General features: G+C 57.6%; 23 protein-coding genes. 9 read left to right on the top strand and 14 right to left on the bottom strand.

From position 1 onward, the window contains the following. Nucleotides 1-81: 81 nt before the first annotated feature. The 8 genes from ACZ5EH_RS09220 to ACZ5EH_RS09255 form a co-directional block, all read right to left on the bottom strand. Nucleotides 82-648, bottom strand: coding sequence for a hypothetical protein (locus ACZ5EH_RS09220; RefSeq protein ID WP_464277831.1), 567 nt, complete (start codon nt 646-648; stop codon nt 82-84). 165 nt (nt 649-813) lie between these two features. Continuing rightward, nucleotides 814-1,383: a manganese efflux pump MntP gene (locus ACZ5EH_RS09225; protein ID WP_464277832.1), complete on the bottom strand. Its 570-nt coding sequence runs from the start codon at nt 1,381-1,383 to the stop codon at nt 814-816. 11 nt (nt 1,384-1,394) lie between these two features. Further along, nucleotides 1,395-3,389, bottom strand: coding sequence for a hypothetical protein (locus tag ACZ5EH_RS09230; protein WP_464277833.1), 1,995 nt, complete (start codon nt 3,387-3,389; stop codon nt 1,395-1,397). Next, nucleotides 3,389-4,024 (bottom strand): histidine phosphatase family protein, encoded by a 636-nt coding sequence (locus ACZ5EH_RS09235; protein ID WP_464277834.1) that lies wholly within the window; start codon nt 4,022-4,024, stop codon nt 3,389-3,391. Before ACZ5EH_RS09235 ends, ACZ5EH_RS09230 begins: the two co-directional genes overlap by 1 nt. Beyond that, nucleotides 4,021-5,175 carry a glycosyltransferase family 4 protein gene (locus tag ACZ5EH_RS09240; protein ID WP_464277835.1) on the bottom strand — a complete coding sequence of 385 codons (1,155 nt, stop codon included), beginning with the start codon at nt 5,173-5,175 and terminating at the stop codon, nt 4,021-4,023. The genes ACZ5EH_RS09235 and ACZ5EH_RS09240 overlap by 4 nt, the downstream gene beginning before the upstream one ends. Before the next feature lie 5 nt (nt 5,176-5,180). Then, nucleotides 5,181-6,425, bottom strand: a complete 1,245-nt coding sequence (locus tag ACZ5EH_RS09245; RefSeq protein WP_464278285.1) for a glycosyltransferase — start codon at nt 6,423-6,425, stop codon at nt 5,181-5,183. A 44-nt stretch (nt 6,426-6,469) separates the two neighbouring features. Next, complete coding sequence (locus ACZ5EH_RS09250) at nt 6,470-7,642, bottom strand: glycosyltransferase family protein (protein WP_464277836.1); 1,173 nt, start codon at nt 7,640-7,642, stop codon at nt 6,470-6,472. A 201-nt stretch (nt 7,643-7,843) separates the two neighbouring features. Then, nucleotides 7,844-9,061 carry a radical SAM protein gene (locus ACZ5EH_RS09255; RefSeq protein ID WP_464277837.1) on the bottom strand — a complete coding sequence of 406 codons (1,218 nt, stop codon included), beginning with the start codon at nt 9,059-9,061 and terminating at the stop codon, nt 7,844-7,846. A gap of 211 nt (nt 9,062-9,272) precedes the next feature. Between ACZ5EH_RS09255 and ACZ5EH_RS09260 the strand changes: the two genes are divergently transcribed. The 3 genes from ACZ5EH_RS09260 (at nt 9,273) to ACZ5EH_RS09270 (ending at nt 12,892) form a co-directional block, all read left to right on the top strand. Beyond that, nucleotides 9,273-10,109 (top strand): FkbM family methyltransferase, encoded by an 837-nt coding sequence (locus ACZ5EH_RS09260; RefSeq protein WP_464277838.1) that lies wholly within the window; start codon nt 9,273-9,275, stop codon nt 10,107-10,109. A 40-nt stretch (nt 10,110-10,149) separates the two neighbouring features. Next, on the top strand, nt 10,150-11,577 hold the full coding sequence (locus tag ACZ5EH_RS09265) for an MFS transporter (protein ID WP_464277839.1): 1,428 nt from the start codon (nt 10,150-10,152) through the stop codon (nt 11,575-11,577). Nucleotides 11,578-11,677: 100 nt separating this feature from the next. Next, entirely contained in the window at nt 11,678-12,892 is a 1,215-nt protein-coding gene (locus ACZ5EH_RS09270) for a lytic murein transglycosylase (protein ID WP_464277840.1), read from the top strand. A 26-nt stretch (nt 12,893-12,918) separates the two neighbouring features. Here the strand turns inward: ACZ5EH_RS09270 and ACZ5EH_RS09275 are convergent, their stop codons facing one another. Then, the gene (locus ACZ5EH_RS09275; protein ID WP_464277841.1) at nt 12,919-13,839 is read right to left on the bottom strand and encodes a dihydroorotate dehydrogenase; all 921 of its coding nucleotides are present in this window, start codon (nt 13,837-13,839) and stop codon (nt 12,919-12,921) included. Beyond that, nucleotides 13,836-14,675: an iron-sulfur cluster-binding protein gene (locus ACZ5EH_RS09280; RefSeq protein WP_464277842.1), complete on the bottom strand. Its 840-nt coding sequence runs from the start codon at nt 14,673-14,675 to the stop codon at nt 13,836-13,838. Before ACZ5EH_RS09280 ends, ACZ5EH_RS09275 begins: the two co-directional genes overlap by 4 nt. A 102-nt stretch (nt 14,676-14,777) precedes the next feature. On the opposite strand from ACZ5EH_RS09280, the gene ACZ5EH_RS09285 reads away from it, so the two are divergent. Both ACZ5EH_RS09285 and ACZ5EH_RS09290 read left to right on the top strand, forming a co-directional pair. Continuing rightward, entirely contained in the window at nt 14,778-16,787 is a 2,010-nt protein-coding gene (locus tag ACZ5EH_RS09285) for a peptidase U32 family protein (protein WP_464277843.1), read from the top strand. Between the two features lie 10 nt (nt 16,788-16,797). Further along, entirely contained in the window at nt 16,798-18,549 is a 1,752-nt protein-coding gene (locus ACZ5EH_RS09290; RefSeq protein ID WP_464277844.1) for a phospholipid carrier-dependent glycosyltransferase, read from the top strand. A gap of 33 nt (nt 18,550-18,582) precedes the next feature. On the opposite strand, the gene ACZ5EH_RS09295 is transcribed toward ACZ5EH_RS09290, so the two are convergent. The 3 genes from ACZ5EH_RS09295 to ACZ5EH_RS09305 all read right to left on the bottom strand — a co-directional run bounded on the left by ACZ5EH_RS09295 (nt 18,583) and on the right by ACZ5EH_RS09305 (nt 21,363). Then, nucleotides 18,583-19,404 (bottom strand): hypothetical protein, encoded by an 822-nt coding sequence (locus ACZ5EH_RS09295; protein WP_464277845.1) that lies wholly within the window; start codon nt 19,402-19,404, stop codon nt 18,583-18,585. Between the two features lie 265 nt (nt 19,405-19,669). Next, nucleotides 19,670-20,665, bottom strand: a complete 996-nt coding sequence (gene trpS, locus ACZ5EH_RS09300; protein WP_464277846.1) for a tryptophan--tRNA ligase — start codon at nt 20,663-20,665, stop codon at nt 19,670-19,672. A gap of 44 nt (nt 20,666-20,709) precedes the next feature. Further along, nucleotides 20,710-21,363, bottom strand: a complete 654-nt coding sequence (locus ACZ5EH_RS09305; RefSeq protein WP_464277847.1) for a site-2 protease family protein — start codon at nt 21,361-21,363, stop codon at nt 20,710-20,712. 179 nt (nt 21,364-21,542) lie between these two features. Between ACZ5EH_RS09305 and ACZ5EH_RS09310 the strand changes: the two genes are divergently transcribed. After that, a complete protein-coding gene (locus ACZ5EH_RS09310) occupies nt 21,543-21,863 on the top strand; it encodes an STAS domain-containing protein (protein ID WP_464277848.1) in 321 nt (106 codons plus the stop codon). An 8-nt stretch (nt 21,864-21,871) separates the two neighbouring features. Here ACZ5EH_RS09310 and ACZ5EH_RS09315 read toward each other — a convergent pair whose 3' ends face one another. Further along, nucleotides 21,872-22,243: a response regulator gene (locus ACZ5EH_RS09315; protein ID WP_464277849.1), complete on the bottom strand. Its 372-nt coding sequence runs from the start codon at nt 22,241-22,243 to the stop codon at nt 21,872-21,874. Between the two features lie 321 nt (nt 22,244-22,564). Here ACZ5EH_RS09315 and ACZ5EH_RS09320 point away from each other — a divergent pair, with 321 nt between their 5' ends. From ACZ5EH_RS09320 to ACZ5EH_RS09330, 3 genes are all read left to right on the top strand, one after another. Continuing rightward, the gene (locus ACZ5EH_RS09320) at nt 22,565-22,918 is read left to right on the top strand and encodes an Hpt domain-containing protein (protein ID WP_464277850.1); all 354 of its coding nucleotides are present in this window, start codon (nt 22,565-22,567) and stop codon (nt 22,916-22,918) included. Nucleotides 22,919-22,925: 7 nt separating this feature from the next. Continuing rightward, nucleotides 22,926-23,123 (top strand): hypothetical protein, encoded by a 198-nt coding sequence (locus ACZ5EH_RS09325; protein WP_464277851.1) that lies wholly within the window; start codon nt 22,926-22,928, stop codon nt 23,121-23,123. A 234-nt stretch (nt 23,124-23,357) separates the two neighbouring features. Next, entirely contained in the window at nt 23,358-24,272 is a 915-nt protein-coding gene (locus tag ACZ5EH_RS09330) for a PP-loop family protein (protein ID WP_464277852.1), read from the top strand. Nucleotides 24,273-24,299 lie beyond the last annotated feature (27 nt).

A 24,299-nucleotide genomic window follows, 5' to 3' on the forward strand; every position in this document is an offset into this window, starting at 1 on the left:
TTGCAATAATGATTAGAAAAAAAGGCGTTGCTCCAGAAGCAGGAGCGACGCCTTTTGAAAAGCAGGATATGGATTGTATGGCTAGAACGACAGCAGGGGAATTGCGGAGGGCGGCATAGGCCCCTGGTTAAAGCCTGCTGACGGAGAATCGTCCAAACTCTTATTGAAGACAGGCACATCTGGTCGGGAAAGGGGCAGGTAGTATATCGCCAGCTTCATGCTTTCACCGTTGGTGGCTTTTTTCAGCTTTACCCGGACTTTATTATTGTAAAGCACCCAGGTGTGTTCCTGGAAGTCCACCTGGTCCTTCACCTTGGCCATGCCGAATTTGCTCAGCAGGTAGTCTTTCATGCGGGAGTACTGTTTTTCGTTCTGCAACTTGATGAATATCGCGAACAGTTGGTCCTGAATGCCACCAAAGACAACGTCTGCCGTTTCTGTCTCAGAAAACTTGTAGGTAATCTTCTCGTTCTTGTAATAGTCGATGATGCCCGTAGTGCGCAGCTTCTTGAAGCCGTCGGCCTCGGTCAGGGGCATTCCCCATTTCTGGCCGATGAAGCCTTCGCTAAGGTCCATGGCCATAGCCGGGGCCAGTATTGCCAGGGGCAGGGCCACAGCCAAAACAAAGGTGATTACGAGCTTTTTCATGGCGTACCTGTCGGGTTTGAAGTGCTGAATGGATAGCCTGCAATGGGCTGGTGAAAGCGCATGCCAGTTTGGATGCAAATTGTTCAATGCAATCTGCTCCATGTAATAAACGACTCGCAGAGCCCTAGCAAGTGTCGGGCGCGTTTCTTTGCGCAATGGAGCGCATCAGGAAAAGACGCCCGCCGTGCGCAGGATGTTAAGGCCAATCAAGATCAGGACGCCCCCCCCGAGGCGCTCCGCGATTTTCGACAGCCTGGAGGAGCGGGTGAATACGGCGCCGATATGCAAACCTCCAGCCGTGAACAGAATGCAGACGACGCCAATGATAAGGGCGGGAAACCAGATACTCTGCCCTAACAAGGATAGTGAAAGCCCAACAGCAAGGGCATCAATGCTTGTGGCCACGCTGAGCATCACCAGGTTCATCCCCGTGGTGGGGTCGCAGCGGTCGCGGCTTTCCTCATTCTGAAAGGATTCCCAGAGCATGCGCCCGCCAATGAAGAGAAGCAGACCAAAGGCGACCCAATGTGCCCAGTTTTCCATGAAAGACCGGACGGAAAGCCCCAGTAACCACCCCAACACAGGCATGGCAGCCTGAAACAGCCCAAAATGCCAGGCCAGCCGAAATGTCTGGCGTGTGGTGACGTTGCGCAGGCAGACACCGGTGGCGATGGAGACGGCAAAAGCGTCCATGGCCAGGGCGACGGCAAGGAGGAGAATGGTGGAGAAATCCATGAGTATTCCAGTCAGAGGATTTCCCGGCCAACAGCCTGGATGCTACAGCGTTGCAAGACGGACAGTATCCTGTCAAGCGTGTCACAGGCCGATTTGTTCATGCGCTGGTGGTGCAGCATAACCCCCAGGCGTCCTGTTGCAAGGCCGGTTTCGATATCCGCAAGCATGCCGCGCCACGCCTGGGTGGCTGCGCCCTCTTTGCGGGTGTGCAGGTCAAGGTGCACAGGCAGGGAGAGCAGGTCCGACAAGGCTGCGGCCTGTGCGCAGAGCTTTGCATCTCCGGATATGGCCTGTAGCCCAATTTCAGGCAGCAGGGCCAGGGCGTCGCTGCTCATGCGGTTCCACGGCGGGGTAAAGCAGGGGGTCACTTCCCTGCCCATGATCTGCGCCAGCCGATCACGCCCCTTGATGAGATCTTGTTTTTTCAAGGCAAGGGCGCGGCCGGAGCCGAATTCACTATTCTTGCCGCATATTTCATGCCCGGCGTGCCGCCACCCGTGTTGATGCCAGCAAAAAAGTGGAGCGCTGCGCGAAATTTTCTGAAGTGTGCGCCAGTGTGCTTCTGTGAGCCACGCAGGCACCACCGCGGGCCAGAGCGGGGTCTCATGCCGCAGGAAAATGGACAAGAGTTGCTCCAGAGCGCCTCCGGATTTTCCTGGGATGGCAACATCATCCGCACGGAAAAATACTTGCGCGGTCTTATACCTGGCGCACAGATCCTGCAAATGCTCGAAAAATGATTCTTCTGCAGCAGTATGGTCCAGCCATGGCTGGCAGGGGGTGCGCTTCACCGCCCCCCGCCGTATGGGGCGGGACTGCAGGTGTTCCAGACAGGCAACGGTTTTTTGCGCGCCCTTGATGTCCAGCTTGGCGCTTCTTTCAGGAGGGGCGAGCAGCGCCTGGCGCATGCGTCCGGCAAGGCGCTCCGGCTCCAGGTCTTCTGGGGCAAGCACACCCAGCAGGCCACGCTGCTGCAAGAGTTCGGCGCGCATGCGCTGCTCGCGGTTTTGCGCAAAGGGCAGGACAAGCCCGTATCTGTTGGCGGCGGCCAGGGCCAGGACAGTGTTGTACCCTCCCATGCTTACGGAAAGGGAGGCTGCGTCCAACCAGGCGGGAAAACGCTTGGAGTGTCGGCGCAATCGCACATGCGGCTGCTGCTTTGCAAGGCTTTGCAGGCGGGTAAAAACGGTAGCATCCATGAGCGGGCCGCTGAAAACGGCAAGACGGTGTGGCAGAGCCTCTGCAAGGTGGGAAGAAGCGCGTATGACTGCTTCAAGCAGCTCCCCCCCCACACTGCCGCTGCCAGCGCTGGCCACGACAAGGTACTCGTCATCCTGCATGCCCAATTCGGCGCGCAGGGCGGCGCCGGAGGCTGCTCCGGGTTGCTGGGCCACATACCCCGTGTACGTAATGGCGGGGCGCACGTCCGCCATTCTGGAAAAGGTGCGCTCCAGACTGATGGCTTCCGGGTCGCTGTGCACCAAGACCAGATCGAAATGTTTATTCAAAGGGGCGAGCACCCTGCGTTCGTATTTTGCCTGGTCCTTTTTTTCCACCAGGATGTCGCGCACGCTGCAGACCGTACGGCAGGGGCCCAGTCTGCCGGAATGCGCCAGCTCCAGAGCAGGGAGCAGCTCAAAGCCAAATTGCCGCCGGCCAAAGGGATACAGCTCCACCAGAAAAACATGGGGGCGGCATTCCTGCACTATTTCCAGCAGGCGCGCCCGTCTTTCTTTCTTGATGCTTTCCAGGGCTTCTTCTGGAGCAATATCCGGAGGTGGCGTGACGGGAAGGAGTTGCGAAAATTGTTCGTCCATGCGCAGGCCCGGCAATTGCTCGTGCCTGACGCCGGGGGGCAGGGACACTGGAGCCTCGGGCCCCCCGGTGACAAAAACGACGTCATGTCCGCCACCGGTTTGCGATGCAGCGAATGCCCGCACGATTTCAAGGCTGCGGTACAAGTGCCCCATGCCGAGAACGTGTTGGCAATAAACAAGGACGCGCATCAGATTGGCTTCTCCAAGGGGTGGGCCGATGCAAGGAGTGAAAGCCCGTTTTCCGTGTCTGCATCAGTGCAGGTCAGCAGCAAGAGCTTACCACGGGCAACAGGGTCCACGCCACCCAGGCTTTCCGGCGTGTAGTCGCTGTGCAGCAGGTGGTGGGCCATGGTGCGCAGAACGCCCTTGTGGCTGACGAGCAGTATGCGCTCCCCGGGATAGGTGCGCGCCAACGCGGCAATGCACTCCAGGGTGCGGGCCAGCACCTGCCGCCTGTTTTCGCCTTCTGGTGGGGTAAAGTCCCAGCCCTTGCGTTCCTGGTCTGCCAGGTTCACCGGGTACTTGCTGCGGATATCACGGATGAGCATGCCGACCCAGCGCCCCCAGTCTTGTTCGCGCAGACGGTGGTCCTGCTCAAGGGGCAAGTGGAGCGCCTGGTTGCAGCAGGTGGCGGTTTCCACTGCGCGCTCCAGGTCGCTTGCAACGATGCGGGTGAACCCCCATGCCGCAAGGGCTTGCCCCCAGCCCATGGCGTCGTTGCGCCCTTTTTCCGTAAGGGGGGATTCGCTTTGCCCCTGGATGCGTTTTGCGCGGTTCCATTCTGTTTCGCCGTGGCGCAGCATGCCGAAGAGGGTCGCCGTCATACATGCACCTCAGGAAGTTTGCCGGAGCGTCGCGCATCCTGAACAAGATTTTCCAGGATTGCTTCCATGGCGCTGAAATTCTTTTCCAGGTCGTGCTTTTCCCGCACATGGAGCTGTGCCTGCTCCGCGAGTTGTTTACGGAAATCCTTGTCGGTAACCAGCTTGCCAATAGCTGCGGCAAAGGCTTCTTCGTCAAAGCTGGGTGTCACCAGACCGCTGTACCCGTGGGATACGCAGATCTTGCCCCCGAAATGGTCCCAGGCCACCACAGGCAGGCCGCATGATTGGGCCTCCAGATACACCATGCCCACGGCTTCGTTGATGCCGGGAAAGGCGAAGATGTCGGCGGCGCTGTAAAATTTGGGCAGTTCTTTGCGGTCCACCATGCCCAGAAAGCGCACAGGCTTGGGCATTTCCTTGCGGGCAAGCTCCTGCAAATCGCGGCGTCCCGGGCCGTCGCCGCCGATGACCAGTTCCAGGTCGGCAAAGGGCCCCCCTTGCCGTACCAGACGACCACAGGCCTTGATGACTTGGCTCAACCCTTCCGTTTTCACGCCGGGGCGAAACACTGCCACGCTCAGCACCACTGGATGATCGCCCACCTGCCATTCCTGACGCAAAGATTGACGCGCCGCTGCATCATGCACGAAATCCTCTGTGACCAGGCAGGGAGGCACATAGCTGGTCTTTTCCGGCCCGACCAGGCTGTTGACGTCTTTCAGGTCCCATATTTCTTTGATGAAAATATGTCCCGCGTCGTGGAGTACCTTGCGGTTCAAATAAAAGCCGGGGCGAAAGCGCAATTTACGCCCCCGGACTGGTGCGTAAGCGCCGGAATAAAGTGCATAGGCGGCGCGTTTGGCCCCCAACCATGGGCCAAGCACGTCAGGCGCCTTGTCATAGGAGTGATAGGTAAACCACAAATCCGGGCGCTCATTGCGCAAAAAAGTTCGGGTATTCAGGATGGCGCGCAGCAGCGCCGGCCACCGACGGGGGCGCCAGAAAAACCAGGTGGTCTCAAAATGCGGGGGGGAGAGCATGGTGTGGCCGCGCCGGGCCAGAAAATCGTGGATGCTGCGCGCAATCATCACATCCCCGGAAGGACGGGGGTGGTCCAGAGGCTTGAAAGGCGTGCAGAACGCGATGCGCATGTCGCTTACTCCTGCGGGCCCAGGCCGTGTTCCTTATAAATCTGGGCCAGGTCCCGGATGAGGCGCTTATTGTCGAAAATTTTCTGCACGCGCTCCAGGGCCGCGGGAATGGTGCGCTCACGCAGCTCTGTGTCCGTCAGCACGCGTGCGAGCGCTGCAGCCAGTGGCGCTGCGCCTTCCTGCAAGGCCGCATCCGGTACGATCAGGCCCGTGCGCTCGTGCTCCAACAGTTCGGGTATGCCGGAAACATCCGTAGCCACCGCAGGCACGCCCATGGCCATGGCTTCCGCCAGTACGTTGGGGATACCGTCGCGGTCGCCGTCTGCAGCAACCTTGCATCCCAGCACAAAGCAGTGCGCCTTGCGATAATGCTCCAGCACTTCCTCGTGGGGAATGGCGCCGGTAAACTGGACTCGCTCGCCAAGACCCAATTCCTCTATCCGGGCCAGCAGCTTGTCGTGCAGGTCGCCGCTGCCGATGAGCGTCCATGTAAAGTCCACTCCTTGCTGGTCCAGCAAGGCAAGGGCGTCCAGGATTCGGAAAAGCCCTTTTTTTTCCACAAACCGCGCCACCGTGAGTAATGAATACGGGGGGGCTGCTTCCATGCTGCGATCCGCCGGGGAAAACAGCGAAAGGTCGATGCCATGGTACACGCAGTGCACGTCCATGTCGGAGCCGGGAGGCAACAGGGAGCGCAAATAGCGCTGATTGTAGCGTGTGCAGGTGACGCAAAACCTGGCCAGGGCCAGCTTCAAGCGCACAGGTCCGGGCTTTTGGGTGTAAATGTCCTTTGCATGGGCCGTAAAGCTGAAGTCCGTGCCGGAAAGCACTGCCGCATACAACGCCACGGAAGAGGGCGTGTGCGCAAAGTGGGCATGGAAATGGGTGATTGGCGGATCGTTGCGCGTTTCGTGCAGCAGATAGCCTGCCTGTAGAAAATGTTTGAGCCAGGTGTGCTTTTTGGGCGCATCAGGAAAGCGCCGCAAAAGCAGGGCCACCCCTTTCATGTAGCGCAAAGGGTGGCGGACGAACCATGCCAGGTTTGTGCGCAAAAAGGCAGGCAGGCCGGGCAGCAGATATTCCGGCAGATAAACCACTTTCGCTTTGATGGACGCCACTGAAGCATGCTGGATGCTTTCTCGCGGAGGCCGCATGGAAATGATGGCGATGCGGAAGCCTTCTTCTTCCAGCAGCCGAATCTCGTTGGAAATGAAGGTTTCAGAAAGCCGGGGGTAGCCCTTCAGGACCATGCCCAGAACACCCTGGCCGTCAGGTGTGCTAGGGCGGGGGGTGCTCACGATGCCTCTCTACGGAAGGCTTCCAGCCTGGAGCGCATGACGTCGAGTCCGCACATGGAAAAGGACTCGATGGTCTTTTTTTGTTCCTCGGAATTGGAGAGCAGGGTGTTCACCTTTTCATAAAGCCCTTCAGGGGAGAGCTCGTCCCAGGGCAGAAATTCAGTCAGACCGCGTTTTTTCAGGATTTCTGCACGGATGCGCTGTTCCAGCCTGGGGGTTTCCCGGGGGATGATGAGCGAAGATTTGCGCAAGGATAAAATTTCGCAGACCGTATTGTAACCACCCATGCTCACGATGAGGTCGGCTTCGGCCAGCTTGCGCTCGATCTTTTTCACAAACGCCACCAGAGGCACGTTTACGGCCTTGGCGCGCTCCACCAGTTCATCCAACTGGTCCCTGGGGATAAAGGGGCCGGTGATAACCAGGGAACGATAGGGGGCCTTGCCGTTTTGCTCCAGCATCTTCAAAAAATTATCCAGCACGGGATAACCATCGCCCCCGCCGCCGGTGGTGACAACAACAAGTTTTTTGCGCCCCTTGCCTTTGTCGAAATATTTTTGCGGGGGTACAGGCCTGGGAATATAGCCGGTGTAGACGATTTTTCGGTTCAGGGATTCGGGGATGGCGTATTCCTTTACGGGATCAAAAAAGTCCTTGTTCCCGTAAATCCAGATTTCAGAATACAGCTCTTCCAGAACGCTGGCGAAATTTTTGTGCTCCCATTCGCGACGGGTGCTTTCCGGATCGTCCAGAATATCGCGCAGGCCAAGCACTATTTTGGCTTCTGGCCGCTCCTGTTTGAACCACTGCAGCGTGGGCTCCAGCTCGCCCTTGAGCCCCAGGGGCACCTTGTCCACAATGAAGAGCTTGGGATCAAAGGCCCGTGCAGTGGCCTGGATGATGCTCTGCCGGATGTGCAGGGCGTGGTGCGCGTCTATGTTTATGCTGTGGGGCACGTAAACCGTATTGGAGCGCTTGATCATGCCAGGCACGCGGACAAAGTCGATGCCTTCGGGAATCTGAAAACGACCAGCAATGGGCGAACCCGTCAGGATAAGGATGTTTACCCCGGATCCGTTAAGATGCCGCGCTATGGCCATGGTGCGACGGATGTGCCCCAGACCATAGGTGTCGTGTGAATACATTAGGATGTTGAACGTTTGGGGCATCTGCTGCGCTCTGGGCGAATGGGGGTGTGGCTTGAAGTCGCCTGGGCTTTTACAAAAAAATTGGACATTATTACGTCAGGGCCATTGGTTGCCGTGTCACATCAAAAAGGTGTTTCTGCTTCATGCAAGCTGCTGTATGCGGCAGGGCATCCTCGTTATTCGGTTTGCGCCCTAATGTCCAGAGGCCATAAAAAACGGGAGCTAGTCGGCCGGGTGCACGCGCATGCATAACCGCGGGGCATTCAGGGCTGTTCCATTGCTGCCCAGGGTTCTCTGCAAACTTTCACATAGCTCAGAAACACTGGAATCCTGGAAGCTTGCCAAATAGTTGCGGCAGGTTTGGCAGGCTTCGTCCTTTTTACCCTGGGCTGCCAGGGCAAGGGCCGTATTGCAAATGAACAGCGGTTCGCCAGGTTGTTGCGCACTTGCCTTGGCAAAGGCGCGCAGGGCTTGGTCGTGGTGCTTCGAATTCCATAAAAGCACACCGGTATTGTTGTGCGCTGCTGCAATCATGGGATCCAGGTCTATCGCCTGATCGTAGGCCTTGTGCGCTTCATCCAGCTTGCCGAGAAGATTCATCTGCAGGCCGCGTAAAAAGGCCTGCTGTGCATCGGTCAGCAGTACGTGATCTGCACCGCGGCACGGGCAGCGCCTCACGCGGCAGGGCTCTGCACGGTCGTACAGGGTCACGCCCGTATGCACATTGCCCATTATGGTCTTTTCGCCAGAGCAACGGAATACGGTGCCGTCAGGCTCCATGCGTATGAAGCTGCGTCCGCCTTCGCAGGGCAGACCGTAAAAATCGTACACCATCTTGGTGCCTGCGCCGGGGTGCAGGGAGAGCATTTCCCGGGCTTCTGGGCCGTATGCGTCAGGGTATTTCTTGTCGTTGAAGCTGCCTTTGAAAGGGCGCGGTCGCAAATTGATGCCGTGATCGCTGAAAAAGGCCCTGTCTTTGGGAAAGCGGGACACCAGATCGGGGTGCAGAACATAGTTCACAATAACGGTGTGCCCGGCGGCTTGTAGCAATTTGGCGCTTTCAATAAAGCTGTTCACGCCTTTGTTGCGTTCGCGTTCCTGAATGTGCAGGGAAACATAGAACTCCTCTACGCGGGCAGGGTCCACCTTCTCAACAAAATCGCGCACCTGGCGGGGCAGGCTGAGATTGGTGTCAATACTGATGCGGTGGTTCTGCGTCAGTTGGCGGCACAAGTCCACGAACCCCGGGTAGAGCATGGGCTCCCCCCCGGTCATGCCCACGAGCCACTGGCGCTCAGTGCCATCGAGAAAATGCAGCAGATCCCGGGCAGGAAAGGCCTCGTGTACAGGGGGCGGCGTATGCGGGTAGTAACAATAACTGCAGCGGTAGTTGCACTGCCGCGTCATGTTCCACATCATGTAGTTTGTGTTCTGGCTCATGGCTTATTCGCTTTGACTCCAAAATAACGATGCTGCATATCATAGCTACGCCTGTTCGAAAAGCAAGGGGCGGTTACCCCGGGCGCGCGCAGATACCCAGGACACTTGCCATCCGCGTCGGTTCTGATAGGTTCGCACTCGCCGAAGGCAGGGGGCGCCTTGCAATCTGCCACCTATCAACTATGTTTTCAGCCTACAGGAACGAAAATCCATGCAACTTGAGACGTTCACAATCACTACGCCGGAAACGGCGCCGCCGGCCCCAGAGGGCTGGATTCGCTATTGGCACGGGTATCACCAGATGCGCAAGGTGAAAAGCGACCAAAAGCGCGAACTGGACAAGCAGGAAGACGGCCAGGCCGGAGAAAAGGGCGCGCTGACTGAGCGCGATGTCGAGATTCAGGTTTTTTGCAACGCGCTTTCCCTGATAGACGCCGAGCAAGTGAATATGTTCGAACTGGGCGCAGGGCGCGGCGACTGGTGTCTGGCAACGGCCGGTCTGCTGGACCACAAGCTCATACCCGTCAAGGCAAAAAGCTGTCGCTGCCTGGCCCTGGAAGGCGAACCCAGCCACTTCTCCTGGACCAGCGAGCATTTTGTGCGGCAGAACATAAACGGTGTGGCAGTGCATGGCGCAGCAGCCCGAGAAGACGGCATTTGCCGCTTTCGTGCGCTCAAGGCCCCGGATGAAAGCTACGGACAGGGCGTGGACAAAGACAAGGGCAATATTGTCGTGCCCTGTTATTCCGTTGATACCCTTATGGAGCGCTACGGTTTCGAACACCTGCACCTCATCCACATGGATGTGCAGGGTATGGAGTTCGAGGTTCTGGAAGGCGCAAAAAAAGCCCTGGCTGAAAAACGCATAGATGTCATGCATATCGGCACGCACGGTGGCGATGCCCTGGATGACAAGATCATCGACTTGCTCGGCCCTTCCTGGGAAGTGCTTTTCCGCGTCCCGGCAGAAGCAGGCATGGTGGATACGGTCTTTGGACGCGCCCATTTCCCCAAGGACGGCATCATGCTGCTGCGGCGCATCGATTGATAGCGCTGGGCAAGTAATTATGATGAATGAAGCGCCTCCCATGACTCCCAGGCAAAAGGTTCTGGCCCTCATCGGGGTCAACCTGACCATCCTTATGAGCACGTTGGACGTGAGCATCGTCAACGTTGCCCTGCCGAGCATGGTGAAACAGCTCGACACCAATTTCGCCATGATTCAATGGATAATGATCAGCTATCTGCTGGTCATTACCAGCCTGATGCTCTCAGTTTCACGCCTGGGAGACATGCTGGGCAAAAAGCGACTTTTTCTTTTCGGGCTGGTGCTTTTCACCGTTGCTTCGCTACTGTGTGGCCTTGCGCCCACCGTGGGGTGGCTCATCGGGTTCCGCGCGTTGCAAGGGGTGGGCGCCGTCATGACCCAGGCTCTGGGCGCGGCCATCATTGCAGAAGTGGTTTCTCCCAGCGAGCTGGGGCAGGCCATGGGCTGGGTAGGGGGCACTGTCTCCCTGGGGCTGACCGCTGGCCCTTCCTTAGGCGGCATTCTGGTCGGTTTGGTGGGCTGGCGCTCCATTTTCCTCATAAACGTCCCGGTGGGTATCATCGCCTGGTGGGTGGTGACACGGAATGTGCCCGAGTCCCCCCTGCCAGAAAAGCGGGAGCGTTTTGATGTTCCCGGCGCGATAATCATTTTTGTGGCCCTGGGTTGCTACGCCCTTGGCATGACCATGGGGCAGGATTTCGGCTTTGAAAAAAACTACGTTCTGGCGCTTCTTGCCGCTGGGCTGATTGGAACCGTTTTTTTCATCTGGTGGCAGAATCGGTCGGACCACCCCATGCTTGAGATGTCGCTGTTCAAGAATCCGCTTTTGAGCCTGAACCTGCTGATGAGCAGCCTGGTTTTCATCGGCATGGGGTGCGTGTATATTCTTCCTTTCTTCTTTGAATTGGTGCTGGGGTACGCCCCTGAAATGATTGGGCTGATGATGGTGGTGGTGCCCGCCTGCATGGGGCTGGTCTCTCCCCTTGCCGGCAAACTTGCAGACAAGTTTGGGGGGCGCACCGTGGCTCCGGTGGGGCTGACACTGTTTATTATCGGCGCGTTGTGCATCAGCGGCATGGGGGTGGACTCTACAGGCTGGGAATATGTGCTGCGGGCCCTGCCCATGGGCCTGGGTTTGGGATTTTTCCAGGCGCCTAACAACAGCGCAATCATGGGGCAGGCGCCCCGTCATAGACTGGGTGTTGTCTCCGGTCTGATGAATTACTCCCGCACGGTGGGGCAGACCACGGGCATTCCTTTGCAAGGCGCCATTTTTACGGCTGTGGTTCTGGCCCATGCCAAGCTGCCTGAGCGCACTGAATTCTCCATCGCGCCAAAGGAAGCTTTGGTGGAGGCCTTTTCAAACGCCTTTTATGTGGTTGCCGCATTGGGGTTCGTCTCCCTGTGCCTGTCATTTGTTGCTTTCAGAGTGGAAAAGAAGCGCCAGGATGCAGCAAGGGCGGCATGATGCATCTTGCTGGCTGGGCGTCTTTTACCTGAACCCATTGCCAGTAGTACAATCCGACAATCATAGAAACGACAGACGAAATAAGCATTACGAGGGATTTATGACTGCGGTTGCGCACAAGCGGGCATTCGCCCCGACTCACCATATTTGTCTGCTTGGCTGCATGCTGGTTGCCCTGCTGCTTGCGGGGTGTGCAGGCAAGGAGCCTGTTGTCGTACCGCCGCGACCCGCGCCGCCGGTTGCGCAAGAGCCGCTGCCCGATTCGGTGGGCATGTGGCAGCCCCTGGTGCGCAAGCTCATTGCCCAGGGGTTTGACAAGAACGAAATGGTGGCGCTGTTTTCCCGCCCCGCGCTGCAGTATGATCCCAGCCCCATGCGTACGAAACTGAAGGAATTGTTGCGGCTGCATTTCAACAGGGCGCGCACACGCAAGATACAGCAGGCGCTGGACACCATGGGCTTTGATCCCGGACCGGTGGATGGTCTTTCCGGCAAGCGTACCCGTTTGGCCATTGAGGCCTACGAGCAGGCCAAGGGAAAGCCGCTTACTGGCGAGGCTGATGACAGTCTGTTGGCGAGTCTGGAGAGTGATTTGGCCCGCCCGAAATCCCAGTGGCCCGTACCGCCGGCGGATTTCACCCCTATTGCGTCCTCGCCGGAATCGGCCGGGGTGTACAAAGGGGTGCTTACCCCCAAACAACTGGCCGCCAGCCTGCAATTCTATCGCCAGCATTATGGCACGCTGCTTTCCATGCAGCAGCGCTACGGCGTGCCCCCTGAATTGGCGGTGGCCATTTTTACCGTGGAGACACGGCTGGGTGAATTTCTGGGCGGCCGCAAAGCCTTTGCAACATTGGCCAGCATGGCCTTGTCAGCGGATTTCGATGTGGTGCGCCCTTATCTTTCTGATATGCCAATGGGGGCGGACGAGGTGGCCTTTATGCGGGAAACCGCGGCCAAACGCGGCGACTGGGCCTATGGCGAGCTTACCGCATTGATCCGCTACGCGGAAAACGGCGGGGAGGACCCGTTGTCGATTCCGGGCTCGGTCTACGGAGCCATCGGGCTGGGGCAATTCATGCCCAGCAACGCCGTTGCCTATGGCGTGGACGGCGACAGTGACGGCGACGTGGACCTCTTTACCCTGGAAGACGCCGTGATGAGTTTTGGCAATTTTTTGCAGGCCATGGGCTGGAAGGGCGACATGCGCGACCCTGAACAGCGGCGCAAAGTGCTGCTGCGCTACAACCGCAGTAACCGCTACGTGAACACCGTGCTGGCCGTGGCTGACTACCTGGTCCAAAATGGAGGGTAGACAGGTGGGGTGCTGCCGGGTGGTGCTCAGACCTTCAGGCTGCCGCGCAATTCGTCCAGACTTTCTATGCCCAAACGCTCCATGATGCCGGGCAGATCGCGCACGATATTGAATGCGGCGTCTGGTCGCTTGAAGGTGGCTGTGCCCACCTGTACGGCGTGCGCGCCAACCATGATGAATTCCAGCGCGTCTTCGGCCGAGGCAATACCCCCGATACCAATGACGGGGATTTTTACCGCGTTGCAGACCTGGTAGACACAGCGCAGGGCCACGGGCTTGATGGCCGGGCCGGAGAGCCCTCCTACGACGTTGGCCAGCCTGGGGCGGCGGGTCTGAAGGTCCACAGCCATGCCCGTAAGCGTATTGATGCAGGCCAGCATGTGCGCGCCGCCCTTTTCACAGGCGCGGGCTATTTCCGTAATGTCTGCAACATTGGGGCTGAGCTTGACGATGACGGGTTTTTTTCCTGCGTTCCTGCGCACCGCCTTGGTCACTGCCAGGGCCATGGCCGTATCCTGACCAAAAAGCGAGCCCCCCGCCGCCACATTGGGGCAGGAGATATTCACTTCCAGGGCCGCCACGCCTTCGGCGTTGGCAAGGGCCGCGGCCAGTTCTCCAAATTCCTCGGCAGAGCAGGCATACAGGTTGGCGATGATGGGCGTGTTGCGCCAGGGCAGCGAGGGCAGTTTTTCTTCGAGAAACGCCTCAACACCAATATTTTGCAGGCCAATGGCATTGAGCATCCCGCTGTGGGTCTCGGCTACCCGGGGCATGGGATTGCCGGCCCGCGGCTTGAGGGAAAGCCCTTTGACCACGATGCCGCCCAGGTCGCGCAGGTCCCCATAGGGGGCGAATTCCAGACCATAGCCGAAGGTGCCGGAGGCGGTCAGGATCGGGTTTTTGAGTTTCAGTCGCGGCAGCTTGACGGCGAGTCCGTTTTTGTTCATGGCTCCAACTCCACTTCGTCGGCCCAGAACATGGGGCCTTCGGTACAGACCTGAACGGGAAGCAGCGGTTTCGCATCAGCCTGTTCTGCATCCTGGGGCGTTTTTGCAGTACGCTTGGTGACGCACCCCATGCAGGCGCCAACGCCGCAGGCCATGCGATTTTCCAGACAAAGCTGAGTGCGTACGCCGAGCTCCAGGGCAAGCCCCTGCACGGTGCGCAAAAAGGGCGTTGGGCCGCAGGCCAGCGCCAGACCGTCGCCCACGTATTGCCGCATGCGTTCGCGCAGCAGCTCTATGAATTTTTCCAGGTCTTCCGGCCCTTGCTCACGAAAGCTTTCGGAATTGATCTGCTGGGCGAGTTGCGCGTATGGATAGCAGGATTCCGGGGGGCGGTGACCAAAAATGATGTGCAGGTCTTCCGGGTTTGGATGGCGCAAGGCGTACCCGACAAACGGCGCGATGCCGATGCCCCCTGCCAGAAGCAGGGTGGGCGCGCCGGGTTCCACGGCAAAACCGTTGCCAAGCGGCCCCCAGACGGTGACGCGTTCGCCGTGCTCCAGTTGGGCTATGCGGTCCGTACCGCGCCCTACCACCTGGAAAAAGACATCGAGCGCAGCATCATCGCTGGTGCAAATGGAAAATGGCCGCCCCCAGGTCAAGTCGCCTTCCCAGGAATGGGGGCGCAACATGACAAATTGTCCCGGCACCCACGTCTCCCAGGAGGGGAGTTCGAGGCGCAAACGATAAAATTCCGGCCAGTCCTCGCATTGACCAAACGGCGCGCAATCCAATACGCTGACGTCTTGGCACACGGGCCGGTAGAGTTGAATGTCCATGTGTCCTCAAAGGTCGCAGCACGTGTGCTTGAAATACAAGCATAGGACTGCGAACCCAATGTTTCGCGCGCTCCTGAAAAAAGCGCCAAGGAGATGCACGCAATGACCCGACAGGTAAAGCCTGAGATTCTTGCCCCTGCTGGCGATGTAACCTGCCTGCTGGCTGCCCTTGCCGCAGGCGCCGATGCCGTCTACGTGGGGCTCAAGCATTTCTCTGCAAGAATGCAGGCCGAAAACTTTTCCGTCAAGGATTTGGTGCGTTGCAGAGAATTGGCAGCTGAAAAAAATGCCAAGCTATATGTCACACTCAATTCCTTGATGAAGCCCGGCGACCTGGATGCCGCCGGTCGGCTTATGGACAGGCTGAACGAGCATGTCCACCCCCATGCCTTGATCGTCCAGGACCTTGCCTGTCTCGAACTCGCCCGCCAGACTGGATTCGAAGGAGAGTTGCATCTCTCCACCCTGGCCAATGTGAGCCACCAGGCCGGCATAGGGATGGCCGTTAAACACGGCGCCAGCCGGGTGGTGCTGCCCCGGGAGCTGGACATCGATGAAATTAAAGATATGGCTGCGGCCTGTCCGGAAGAGGCTGTGGCAAAAGGCTTCGGACTTGAGGTTTTCATCCACGGGGCGCTTTGCTTCTGTGTTTCCGGCCGTTGCTGGTGGAGCAGTTACATGGGGGGGAAAAGCGGGCTCAGGGGCCGCTGTGTGCAGCCCTGCCGCCGTGTGTACCAGCAAAAAGGCAAGCGCGCGCGGTTCTTCTCCTGCCAGGATTTGAGCCTGGACGTGCTGGTAAAGTCCCTGCTGCAGGTGCCGGAAGTCACGGCCTGGAAAATAGAAGGCCGCAAGAAAACGCCGCATTATGTGTATTACACCACCAGCGCCTATAAGTTGCTCCGCGATCAAGGCGGCGACCCGCAGGCCCGCAAGACTGCCGAGGACATTTTGTCTCAAGCATTGGGGCGCCCCGCTTCACATTATACGTTTTTGCCCCAGCGCCCCCATTCTCCGGTGAATGCGGCGCCGCCGGATGCTCCTGACAGCGGATCAGGGCTTTTTGCCGGGCGCATAAGCCTTACGCCAGAGGGCAGGGCTCTGCTCAAGCCCAGGCTGCCGCTGATAAAGAACGATCTGTTGCGCATAGGGCACGAGGACGAGCCCTGGCACCGCACCCTGCCTGTGCGGAAATCAATCCCAAAGGGCGGGCGTCTGGATTTGCCGGGCAAGGGAAAGCCTCCCAAAAAAGGCACGCCCGTCTTTTTGATAGACCGGCGCGAGTCGCAGTTGGTGCAACGGCTGCACGCATTGAAGGACAAACTGGAGAGCATTCAGACGCCGGGGGCGATTTCGCGGGCGTCTACATTTACGCCAAAAATGCCCCCCCGCTATGGCAAGCCGGGCAAGCCCAAAAACATGATAGTGGTGCGGGCCCTGCCAAAGGGCAAGGCTGCCAAGGCCCTGGGCGACACTGGTATCTGGCTGCATGAGAACGCTTTGGAGTCCATGTCCCGGACGATGCACCCCCGTATTTGTTGGTGGCTGCCGCCAGTCATCTGGCCAAAGGAAGAAAAGGCCGCCAGCCAGCAGATACGACGGTTGGTTTCCAATGGAGCACGCCGTTTTGTATGCAATCAGCCCTGGCAGGCCGCTTTGTTCCCCGATGTCGAAGGACTGGACCTCATTGCAGGACCATTTTGCAATGTTGCAAACGCCATGGCGATTTCTACGCTGCAATCCATGGGGTTTTCCATGGCCGTGGTCAGCCCTGAGCTGGAAGCCGAAGCTTTGCTTTCCCTGCCGCATCAGAGCCCGCTTCCCTTGGGCATTGTCATTGGCGGGGAGCTGCCTGTGGGCATTTCCCGTGTGGAGCCGGAAGGGCTCACGCCGTTGACACCGTTTACAAGTCCCATGCGGGAGAGCTTCTGGGTACGGCGTTATGGCCGTACGGAATGGATATTCCCTGGCTGGCCATTGGATTTGAAGGAAAAACGTCAGGCTCTTGCGGATGCTGGATATTCGCTGTTCATCACCCTGCGGGAAAAGCGCCCCATAGATTTGCAGGAACCGTCGCGTACCGGCACCTTCAACTGGGATTTGCAACTCCTCTAAAGGCTGATTTGTGGGTAGAAAATCCAGAAAAAAGCGCAAGCAGTCCGGCGGTAAAAGCGCGGCAGATGTTGCGCCGCTGCGTACAGAACAGGCAGCGGCAGTCCCGAGCCATTCTGGGACGCTGGCGCCTTTGCTGGCCATGCTGGCTGTGCTGCTTTTAACGGCGTGGGCTTATTCGCCCGTCCTGCAGGCCGGTTTCATCAACTTTGATGACGACGATTACGTCTATGAGAACGAGATGGTCTTGCAGGGGGTGACAGCCACGGGCGTTGGTTGGGCCTTCAGCAGTGCCTACGCCGCAAACTACCACCCGCTGACATGGCTTTCGCACATGGTGGATGTGTCCCTTTTCGGGCCATCTCCGAAAGCCATGCACGCTGTAAATCTGTTGTTGCACCTGGCTTGCGCGCTGCTTTTGTTTCTGCTCATCAAGGCGGCTACGGAAAAAAGCTGGGGAGCTTTGCTGGTGGCGGGGCTTTTTGCGTTGCACCCCCTGCATGTGGAAAGCGTTGCCTGGATATCTGAGCGCAAGGATGTGCTCAGCACATTTTTTTTCCTGCTGACGCTGCTGGCCTGGCAAGCATACGGGCGCAAGGGCGGTATGCTGCGCTATCTGCTTGCGGCAGTGTTTCTGGCCTTGGGACTGCTTGCCAAACCCATGCTGGTTACAGCGCCGTTTGTGCTCTTGCTTCTGGATTACTGGCCCTTGCATCGCAAGGCGGAACTCCCCACCGGCAAACGTTTTTTTGCTTTGTTGCTGGAAAAAACGCCTTTTCTGCTACTGGCTGGGGCAAGCGTTTTTCTGACCCTGTGGGCGCAAGGCGCGGCCGGGGCCATGGCTACGCTGGATGAACTGCCCCTTGCTGCACGTTTCGCCAATGCTCCTGTCGCCTGTTTGATCTACCTCTGGAAGACTCTGTGGCCCACAGAGCTTGGGATTTTTCATCCGTTCCAGCCTGTGCCGACATGGCAGGGGATTGCCGCAACCGTGTTGCTGGCGGCCGTGACGCTGGCGTTGGTCCTCAAACGCAGACAGGCGCCTTGGGCGCTTATGGGGTGGCTTTGGTTTCTGGGAACGCTTGCCCCCGTCATTGGCATCATACAGGTGGGTGGTCAGGCGTGGGCAGACCGCTATGTCTACATCCCACACATGGGGCTCTTCTGGGCGCTTGCATGGGGTGTTTTGTCTGTGTGGAAACAGTTGGAAGGGCGTTTGCCAAGCAAAAAACTGCAGACAGGCGGCATCATTGCCGGCTGCGTGCTGGGGCTTGTGCTGGCCATGAGCGCACATACCCAGGCTGGTGTCTGGAAAAATAGTGAAACCCTGTACTTGCAGACGCTTTCCGATGGCGTGCCCAACTACAATGTGCGCTACAACCTTGGCGTGTACTACAGCAAGCAGGGGCGCCGGGCAGACGCCATAAAGCAATACCGGCTCAGTCTGGAGGCCAAACCGGATAATTACAAGGCCATGAACAACCTTGCCTGGCTGTTGGCGGCATCGCCCGAGGAAGATTTGCGTGATGGCATGGAGGCCGTGCGCCTTGCCCAGCAGAGCTTGCAGATAACCGGGCCAGACCCTGGCGTGCTTGATACGCTTGCCGTGGCGCTGGCCGAAGCTGGGCGCCCTTACCAGGCTCTGGACTTGGCGCGCAAGGCTGCTGCAGCGGCCAGAAAGGCCGGCATGAACGAGATCGCCGGCGAGATCGAGAAGAAAATTCCCTTCTATGAGCAGGGGCGCGCCTTCCACATTGCGCCCTGATACCGTCCCCTGCCCTGGAGGCAGGGGGAGCGCTCAGGCCGCCCGTCCAGAAGAAGGCAAACTCGCGGCGTACATATCCATGGCGCGGATGAGGATGTCCCGGTCGGGCTGGTTTTCCAGGATCGTTTCCTCCCAGCGTTTCTGCCCCCCGAGAAATGACGTGGTGGGTTTGAGTATTTCCCGCGCCACATCGAGGCCATGTTTGGTGATACGGGCGTAGGCGCCCTTTACCGAGCGTTTGCGCACCTCGTTTTCAGTCTCGGGCACCTTGTATTCTATGAGCCCGGCAGCTGCCATCTTTACCAGGTGGCGGTCGGTGGTGGTGCTGTCTGCATCAGCATGGAGGGCCAGATTGTCCACCGTCTGCGAAACGAATTGGCTGAGTCTGTCGAGGAGGGCGATTCGTATGCGGTTGGACTGTGGGCAACTGTTGCGCCCCGTTGCAAGAAAGTCCTCGCAATTTGCTTCCAGCTCCACGCAGCGGCGCAAAAGAAATCCGGCCGCGGGCTTGATTGTCGGATCAACCAATTTCCAGACAGGCGCCTGTTTGCTTGAGCCGTTACTGCCAAGAATCACCGTGTCGTGCACCAGCACATCCTTCAGCGAGCGTTGGCAATACTGGTTGAAGTTGTTGCGGTTCAGGAAGGGGAAGGATTGCAGGTAGGGGAAGTCCCGTGCCAGCTTGTCTTCCATCTCTTTGGGTCGCAACGGATCCAGGCCGATAATGCCCCAGATCATGAAAGCCTTTGGAAATGTGTTCAAAGCGTGCAGGGCCTGCTCTACGTTTATGTTCTCATGAACAACGGGAGGCTCTGGCGCCTTGTTGCGTATAGCGCTTCTTTTGCGGATCATCATCCTGACTATTATTGTTTTGGGACGGCTTCAACAAGCCGCAATCGTGAATGAAAATACTCGTAAGTGGTATGCTTGCGAATAACAGACGTTTACTTTTCGCTTGCGCAGCAGGTGCAGGCTTCTATCTGTTAGCTTGCCCCTGCCAACGACTTCGAGCTGCAAAAAAGCACGTCTTTGCAGCTCGAAGTAATAATATACCACCTCAATAAAGACTGTAAAGCCAAGTCTCCTGAACCGGGTATCAAAAGTATTCCTGCCCTGTTGTTCAGAAGTTGAAGTTGAGAAGTTTTTTGACCTCATCGAGGGTCTTGGTGGATTCCTCACGGGCGCGCTCTGTGCCTTGCTCGATGATGTCCTGCAACCGCTTTGGGTCCTCGTCCAGGGCGGCGCGGCGCTCATGGATGGGCTTGAGAAAAGCGCCCATGGTTTCCAGCAGCAGTTTCTTGCAGTCCACGCATCCCCATGTGGCGTTGGTGCAGCCCTCGCGGATTTTGGCGCAGTCGGCTTCGCCGGTCATCAGCTCATGGTATGGGAACAGGTTGCAAATGTCGGGATTGCCCGGATCGCTTTTGCGTACGCGGTTGGTGTCCGTGAGCATACTCATGACTTTGGGGCGGATGCTTTCCATGGATTCGCCCAGCCCGATGGAGTTGCCGTAGCTCTTGGACATTTTGCGGCCGTCCAGTCCGGGCAGCTTGGCGGCTTCCGTGAGCTTGGCCTGAGGTTCAGGGAAAATCTCGCCATACAGATAGTTGAAACGGCGTGCGATCTCACGGGTCAGCTCCAGGTGGGGGAGCTGGTCGTGCCCCACAGGAACGTAGAGCGGCCGGTAAATAAGAATGTCCACGGCCATCAGTACTGGGTACCCAAGAAAGCCGTATGTGTTCAGGTCTTTTTCCATGAGCTGCTGCAGCTGGTCCTTGTAGGTGGGGTTGCGCTCCAGCCAGCCTACGGGGGTGAACATGGAAAACAGCAGGTGCAGCTCCGCATGGGTGGGCAGCATGGACTGCTGGAAGATGGTGCACTTTTCAGGGTCCAGCCCGGCGGCCACCCAGTCCTTGACCAGATCGGGGATCAAGCCCTTGATGCGCTGGGGAGTGGCGTATTCCGTGGTTAGGGCGTGCCAGTCGGCAATGAAAAAGAAGCAGTCGTATTCCTTTTGGAGTTCGACCCAGTTTTTCAGTACGCCGAAATAATGGCCAAGGTGCAAAGCCCCAGTGGGGCGCATGCCGGATACGATGCGCGGTTGCGTAGCGCTCATGGTTCCTCCGTGGATATCCTCATGAGAAAGGCGTGTTGAACATATTACAGCAGCCAGTTGCGAATGGCGAAAACCACCGGAAGAAGAATACGGCCAAGCAGTCCGGTGGCCAGCAGAATGATAACGATAAGCAGACCGTACCGCCCTACCGATAAATAGCGCTGCGCCAGGTTGGCGGGCAGCAGGGAAGCCACGATTTTGCTTCCGTCCAGGGGCGGGATGGGGATCAGGTTGAAGACTCCCAGGATGATGTTCACATCCACGCCTGCACGGAAGATGAATCCAAGCGGGTAAAGCAGATACGCTGCAATGGGGCTGGTGTTGTTTTGCAGCAAAGGTATCAAGCCGTGCAGCGCCAGGGCGAAAAGTATGGCCAGCAGGAAGTTTGTCACGGCGCCTGCCGCGGAAACAAACAGCATGCCCTGGCGTTTTTTGCGAAAATGATAGGGGTTCACGGGTACGGGCTTGGCCCAGCCGATGACAAAGGCCCCGATCATGGCCGTGACGATGAACATCAGCGTCCCTGTGGCGTCCAGGTGCTTGAGGGGGTTCAGGGTCAGGCGTCCTGCGTCCTTGGCAGTGGGGTCGCCATACAAGTAGGCAACGTATCCGTGGGCAACCTCGTGACAGGTAACACCCAGAAGCAGGGGGACGAGGTAAATGGCTATGCGCTCTATGGCGGCGGAGATTTCCGGCATGGACAGCGGCTATCACGTTCAAGGACGGGAGGCAAGCAACCTGACAGGCAATTCCTTTTCAGGCCGTATGCCAGCGCAGTACTTGCGAAGAAACGCCCCTTGCATTAGCTATGGCTTTCAGTGGGTGCACAATAAAACTGCTAAAGAATGCTCACTGCAACAAGGGAATGGAGGTGTTCGTGAAGGACAGCTACTCGATGGAAATCTCCAATGGCATGCTGCAAGCCAGTTTGCATGGAGAAACGAGCTTGCAACTTGTCACGAGCCTGAAAGAGGAGATTGTCGAGGCCCTGGACCGATCGGATCTGCAGGTCTTGGCAGTGGACGTTTCCGGATTGGTTTTCATGAACACCATTGGCATCAATATGCTGGTGCTGCTGCGTAAGCTGTGCAGTGAAAAAAGCGTTGATTTCGTTCTGCTGCGCCCCAGCGAGCAGGTGCTGAAAGTTCTCAAGCTGGTGCAGCTTGCGGATTACTTTGTCATTAAAGAACAGCTCTAAGACATGCTTCAGCCTTGCTGGGCCTTGCTCATGGCAAGAGCCACCTTGTTCTTCAGCTCATCCAGTTCTACAGACTTGACCACGTAATAATCCGCCGCAATCGACTTGAGATCGTGCTGGAAGCTGTCGTATGCGGTGCTCAGAATGACGGGAAGACTCTGGTCCTTGCTTCTGATTTCTTGCAACAGGTCAAGGCCGGAAAGATTGGGCCCCAGTTTGATATCAAGCACGACCACCTCGGGCGTTTCACGCGCTATGACGTCAAGTATCGACTCCTGCCCATCTGACGTGGCGACTTCGTACCCCTCGGACTCGAGCTCTTCCTTGTAGAGCATGCGGATATGCTTTTCGTCGTCGACGACCAGAATTTTTTTGCCCATGTCCGTACTCCCTTTAGCACTGTCTATGTTTCCTGCTGGAGCGGCGATGCTCCTGGAAAAAAATGGATTTCATGTATCCCTTGATCATAAAAAGCCTGATTTGAATATCATTAGTACAGGCCAGGATAAATGACAAGATGGAGCGCGGTAAAGCTGAAAGATCGTGTCGGGGAGGCATAGCCTGGAAGCTGGCGGGGTTGGCGAATCGTAGCATACTGAGGTATACGTGGCGGAGAGGATAAAGCCGCTTTTTGTTTCCTTCCACTATGGTAGACTTTTTTTGATAAAGTTGCTAGAAAGTTACGATTAAGAAGGTGCGCCATGATTGATGATGCAAATAGCTCCGGACATTTGGAAACGGAACAGACACTTGCGCGCCTGGGGGATGACAGGGAACTGCTGGAAGAGCTGTACGCCGCATTTTCCGAAGACGCGCCAGTGAAGATGGAAGCACTCACTGGACATGTGGAAGCCGGAGATTTGCACAATGTAATGCGGCAGGCGCATTCGCTGAAAGGCTCCGCCGCCGCCATCGGCGCCTCCAAGTGCAAGGAACTCGCCATTGAACTGGAAAGCACTGCCGGCAAGGGCGATGTCGGTGAGGTGAAAAAATGTTTCAAGCAGCTTCAGGAAGAGATGGACTGCGTTCTCTCCTTGATCCGCCAACAACTTTGAGGAGCACATGGTTCAGGTATTGATAGAGCCGGATGGCCGGAATGTGGAAGTTGCCAAAGCGAACACGGTGCTCCAGCTCCTCAATCAGCTCAAGCTTAAACCCACGCGAGCCCTTGTCATTCGCGAGGGCAAGCTTTTGACGCCTGATTTGCCCCTGTATGCAGGCGACAGCCTCGTTGTCCGCAAGGTCGGCTCCAGAGGATGATCTCCGGCGCATTGCCCGGGTGAACAGAATTTCACTTTCTCACATGCGTTTACGTTGATACGAAGGGCTTCTGCAGCACGTCCCTCGGATGCAATGGCGAGTGCGGAAATGTCTGATTACATCAAACACCAATTCGTTTGAAACGGCTGGGCAGCGCTCCTGCAACTATGGCAGGCGCGTGGAGCACAACCGTTCCATACAGCGGGGGGCGCCCCCCATAATGAGGTTCTTGAAATGAAATGCAAACGCTGCCGCGAGCCGGCCGTAGTGGCTTTGCCAAGCCATCATACAGGTTTTTGCGGGGAATGTTTCGACCTTTTTGCCCTGCGCCAGGTGGAGCGCGGCATCCACGCGCAAAAAATGCTTTCACCAGACGATAAAATTCTAGCCGCTCTTTCCGGGGGCAAGGATTCCCTGGCGCTGATGCACATGCTGAACCGGCTGGGATACAACGTGACAGGGTTGCATGTGGATCTGGGCATTCCCGATTCCTCAGAGCATGCCCGCGCCTCGGTGGAGCGTTTTTGCGAAAAGCATGGCTACAAGCTGGAGGTGCATGAGCTTGCAAAGGAAGGCGCGGCCATTCCGCTTGTGCGCAAACACGTCAAACGCCCCATCTGTTCGGTTTGCGGCAAGATGAAACGTTACATCTTCAATCGCAGAGCCATGGAAGGCGGCTATACGGCCCTGGCGACGGGGCATAATCTCGATGACGAAGTGGCGCGCCTTTTTGCCAATGTTCTGCGTTGGGACAGCGCCTATCTGAGTGATCAGGGGCCGGTACTGGAGGCTTCCGGCCGATTTGTGCGCAAGGTCAAACCCCTGTATCGTCTCAGCGAGTTTGAACTGGCCAACTATTGTTTTTTACAGGGCATTGACTATCATGTCTCTGGCTGCCCCTACAGTAAGGGGGCTACTTTCAGCGTGCATAAGGAGCTTTGGGCAGAGCTTGAAGAACAAATGCCCGGGCAGAAGCTGTGCCATTACGAGCTTTTTCTCAAGCAGGGGCGCGCTGCGTTTCAGGCTGTGGAGGCTGCGAAGGGAGATACCCTCGTGGAGTGCGCCCGCTGTGGCTATCCCACCTCGGCTGAAGTATGCGGTGTTTGCAGGATTAAGGCGCAGCTTCCGGAGTCGGAAGACATTTCCTGAAGAACGGGCCCAGACAGATTAGTGGAA

This window comes from Desulfovibrio biadhensis, assembly GCF_055388615.1.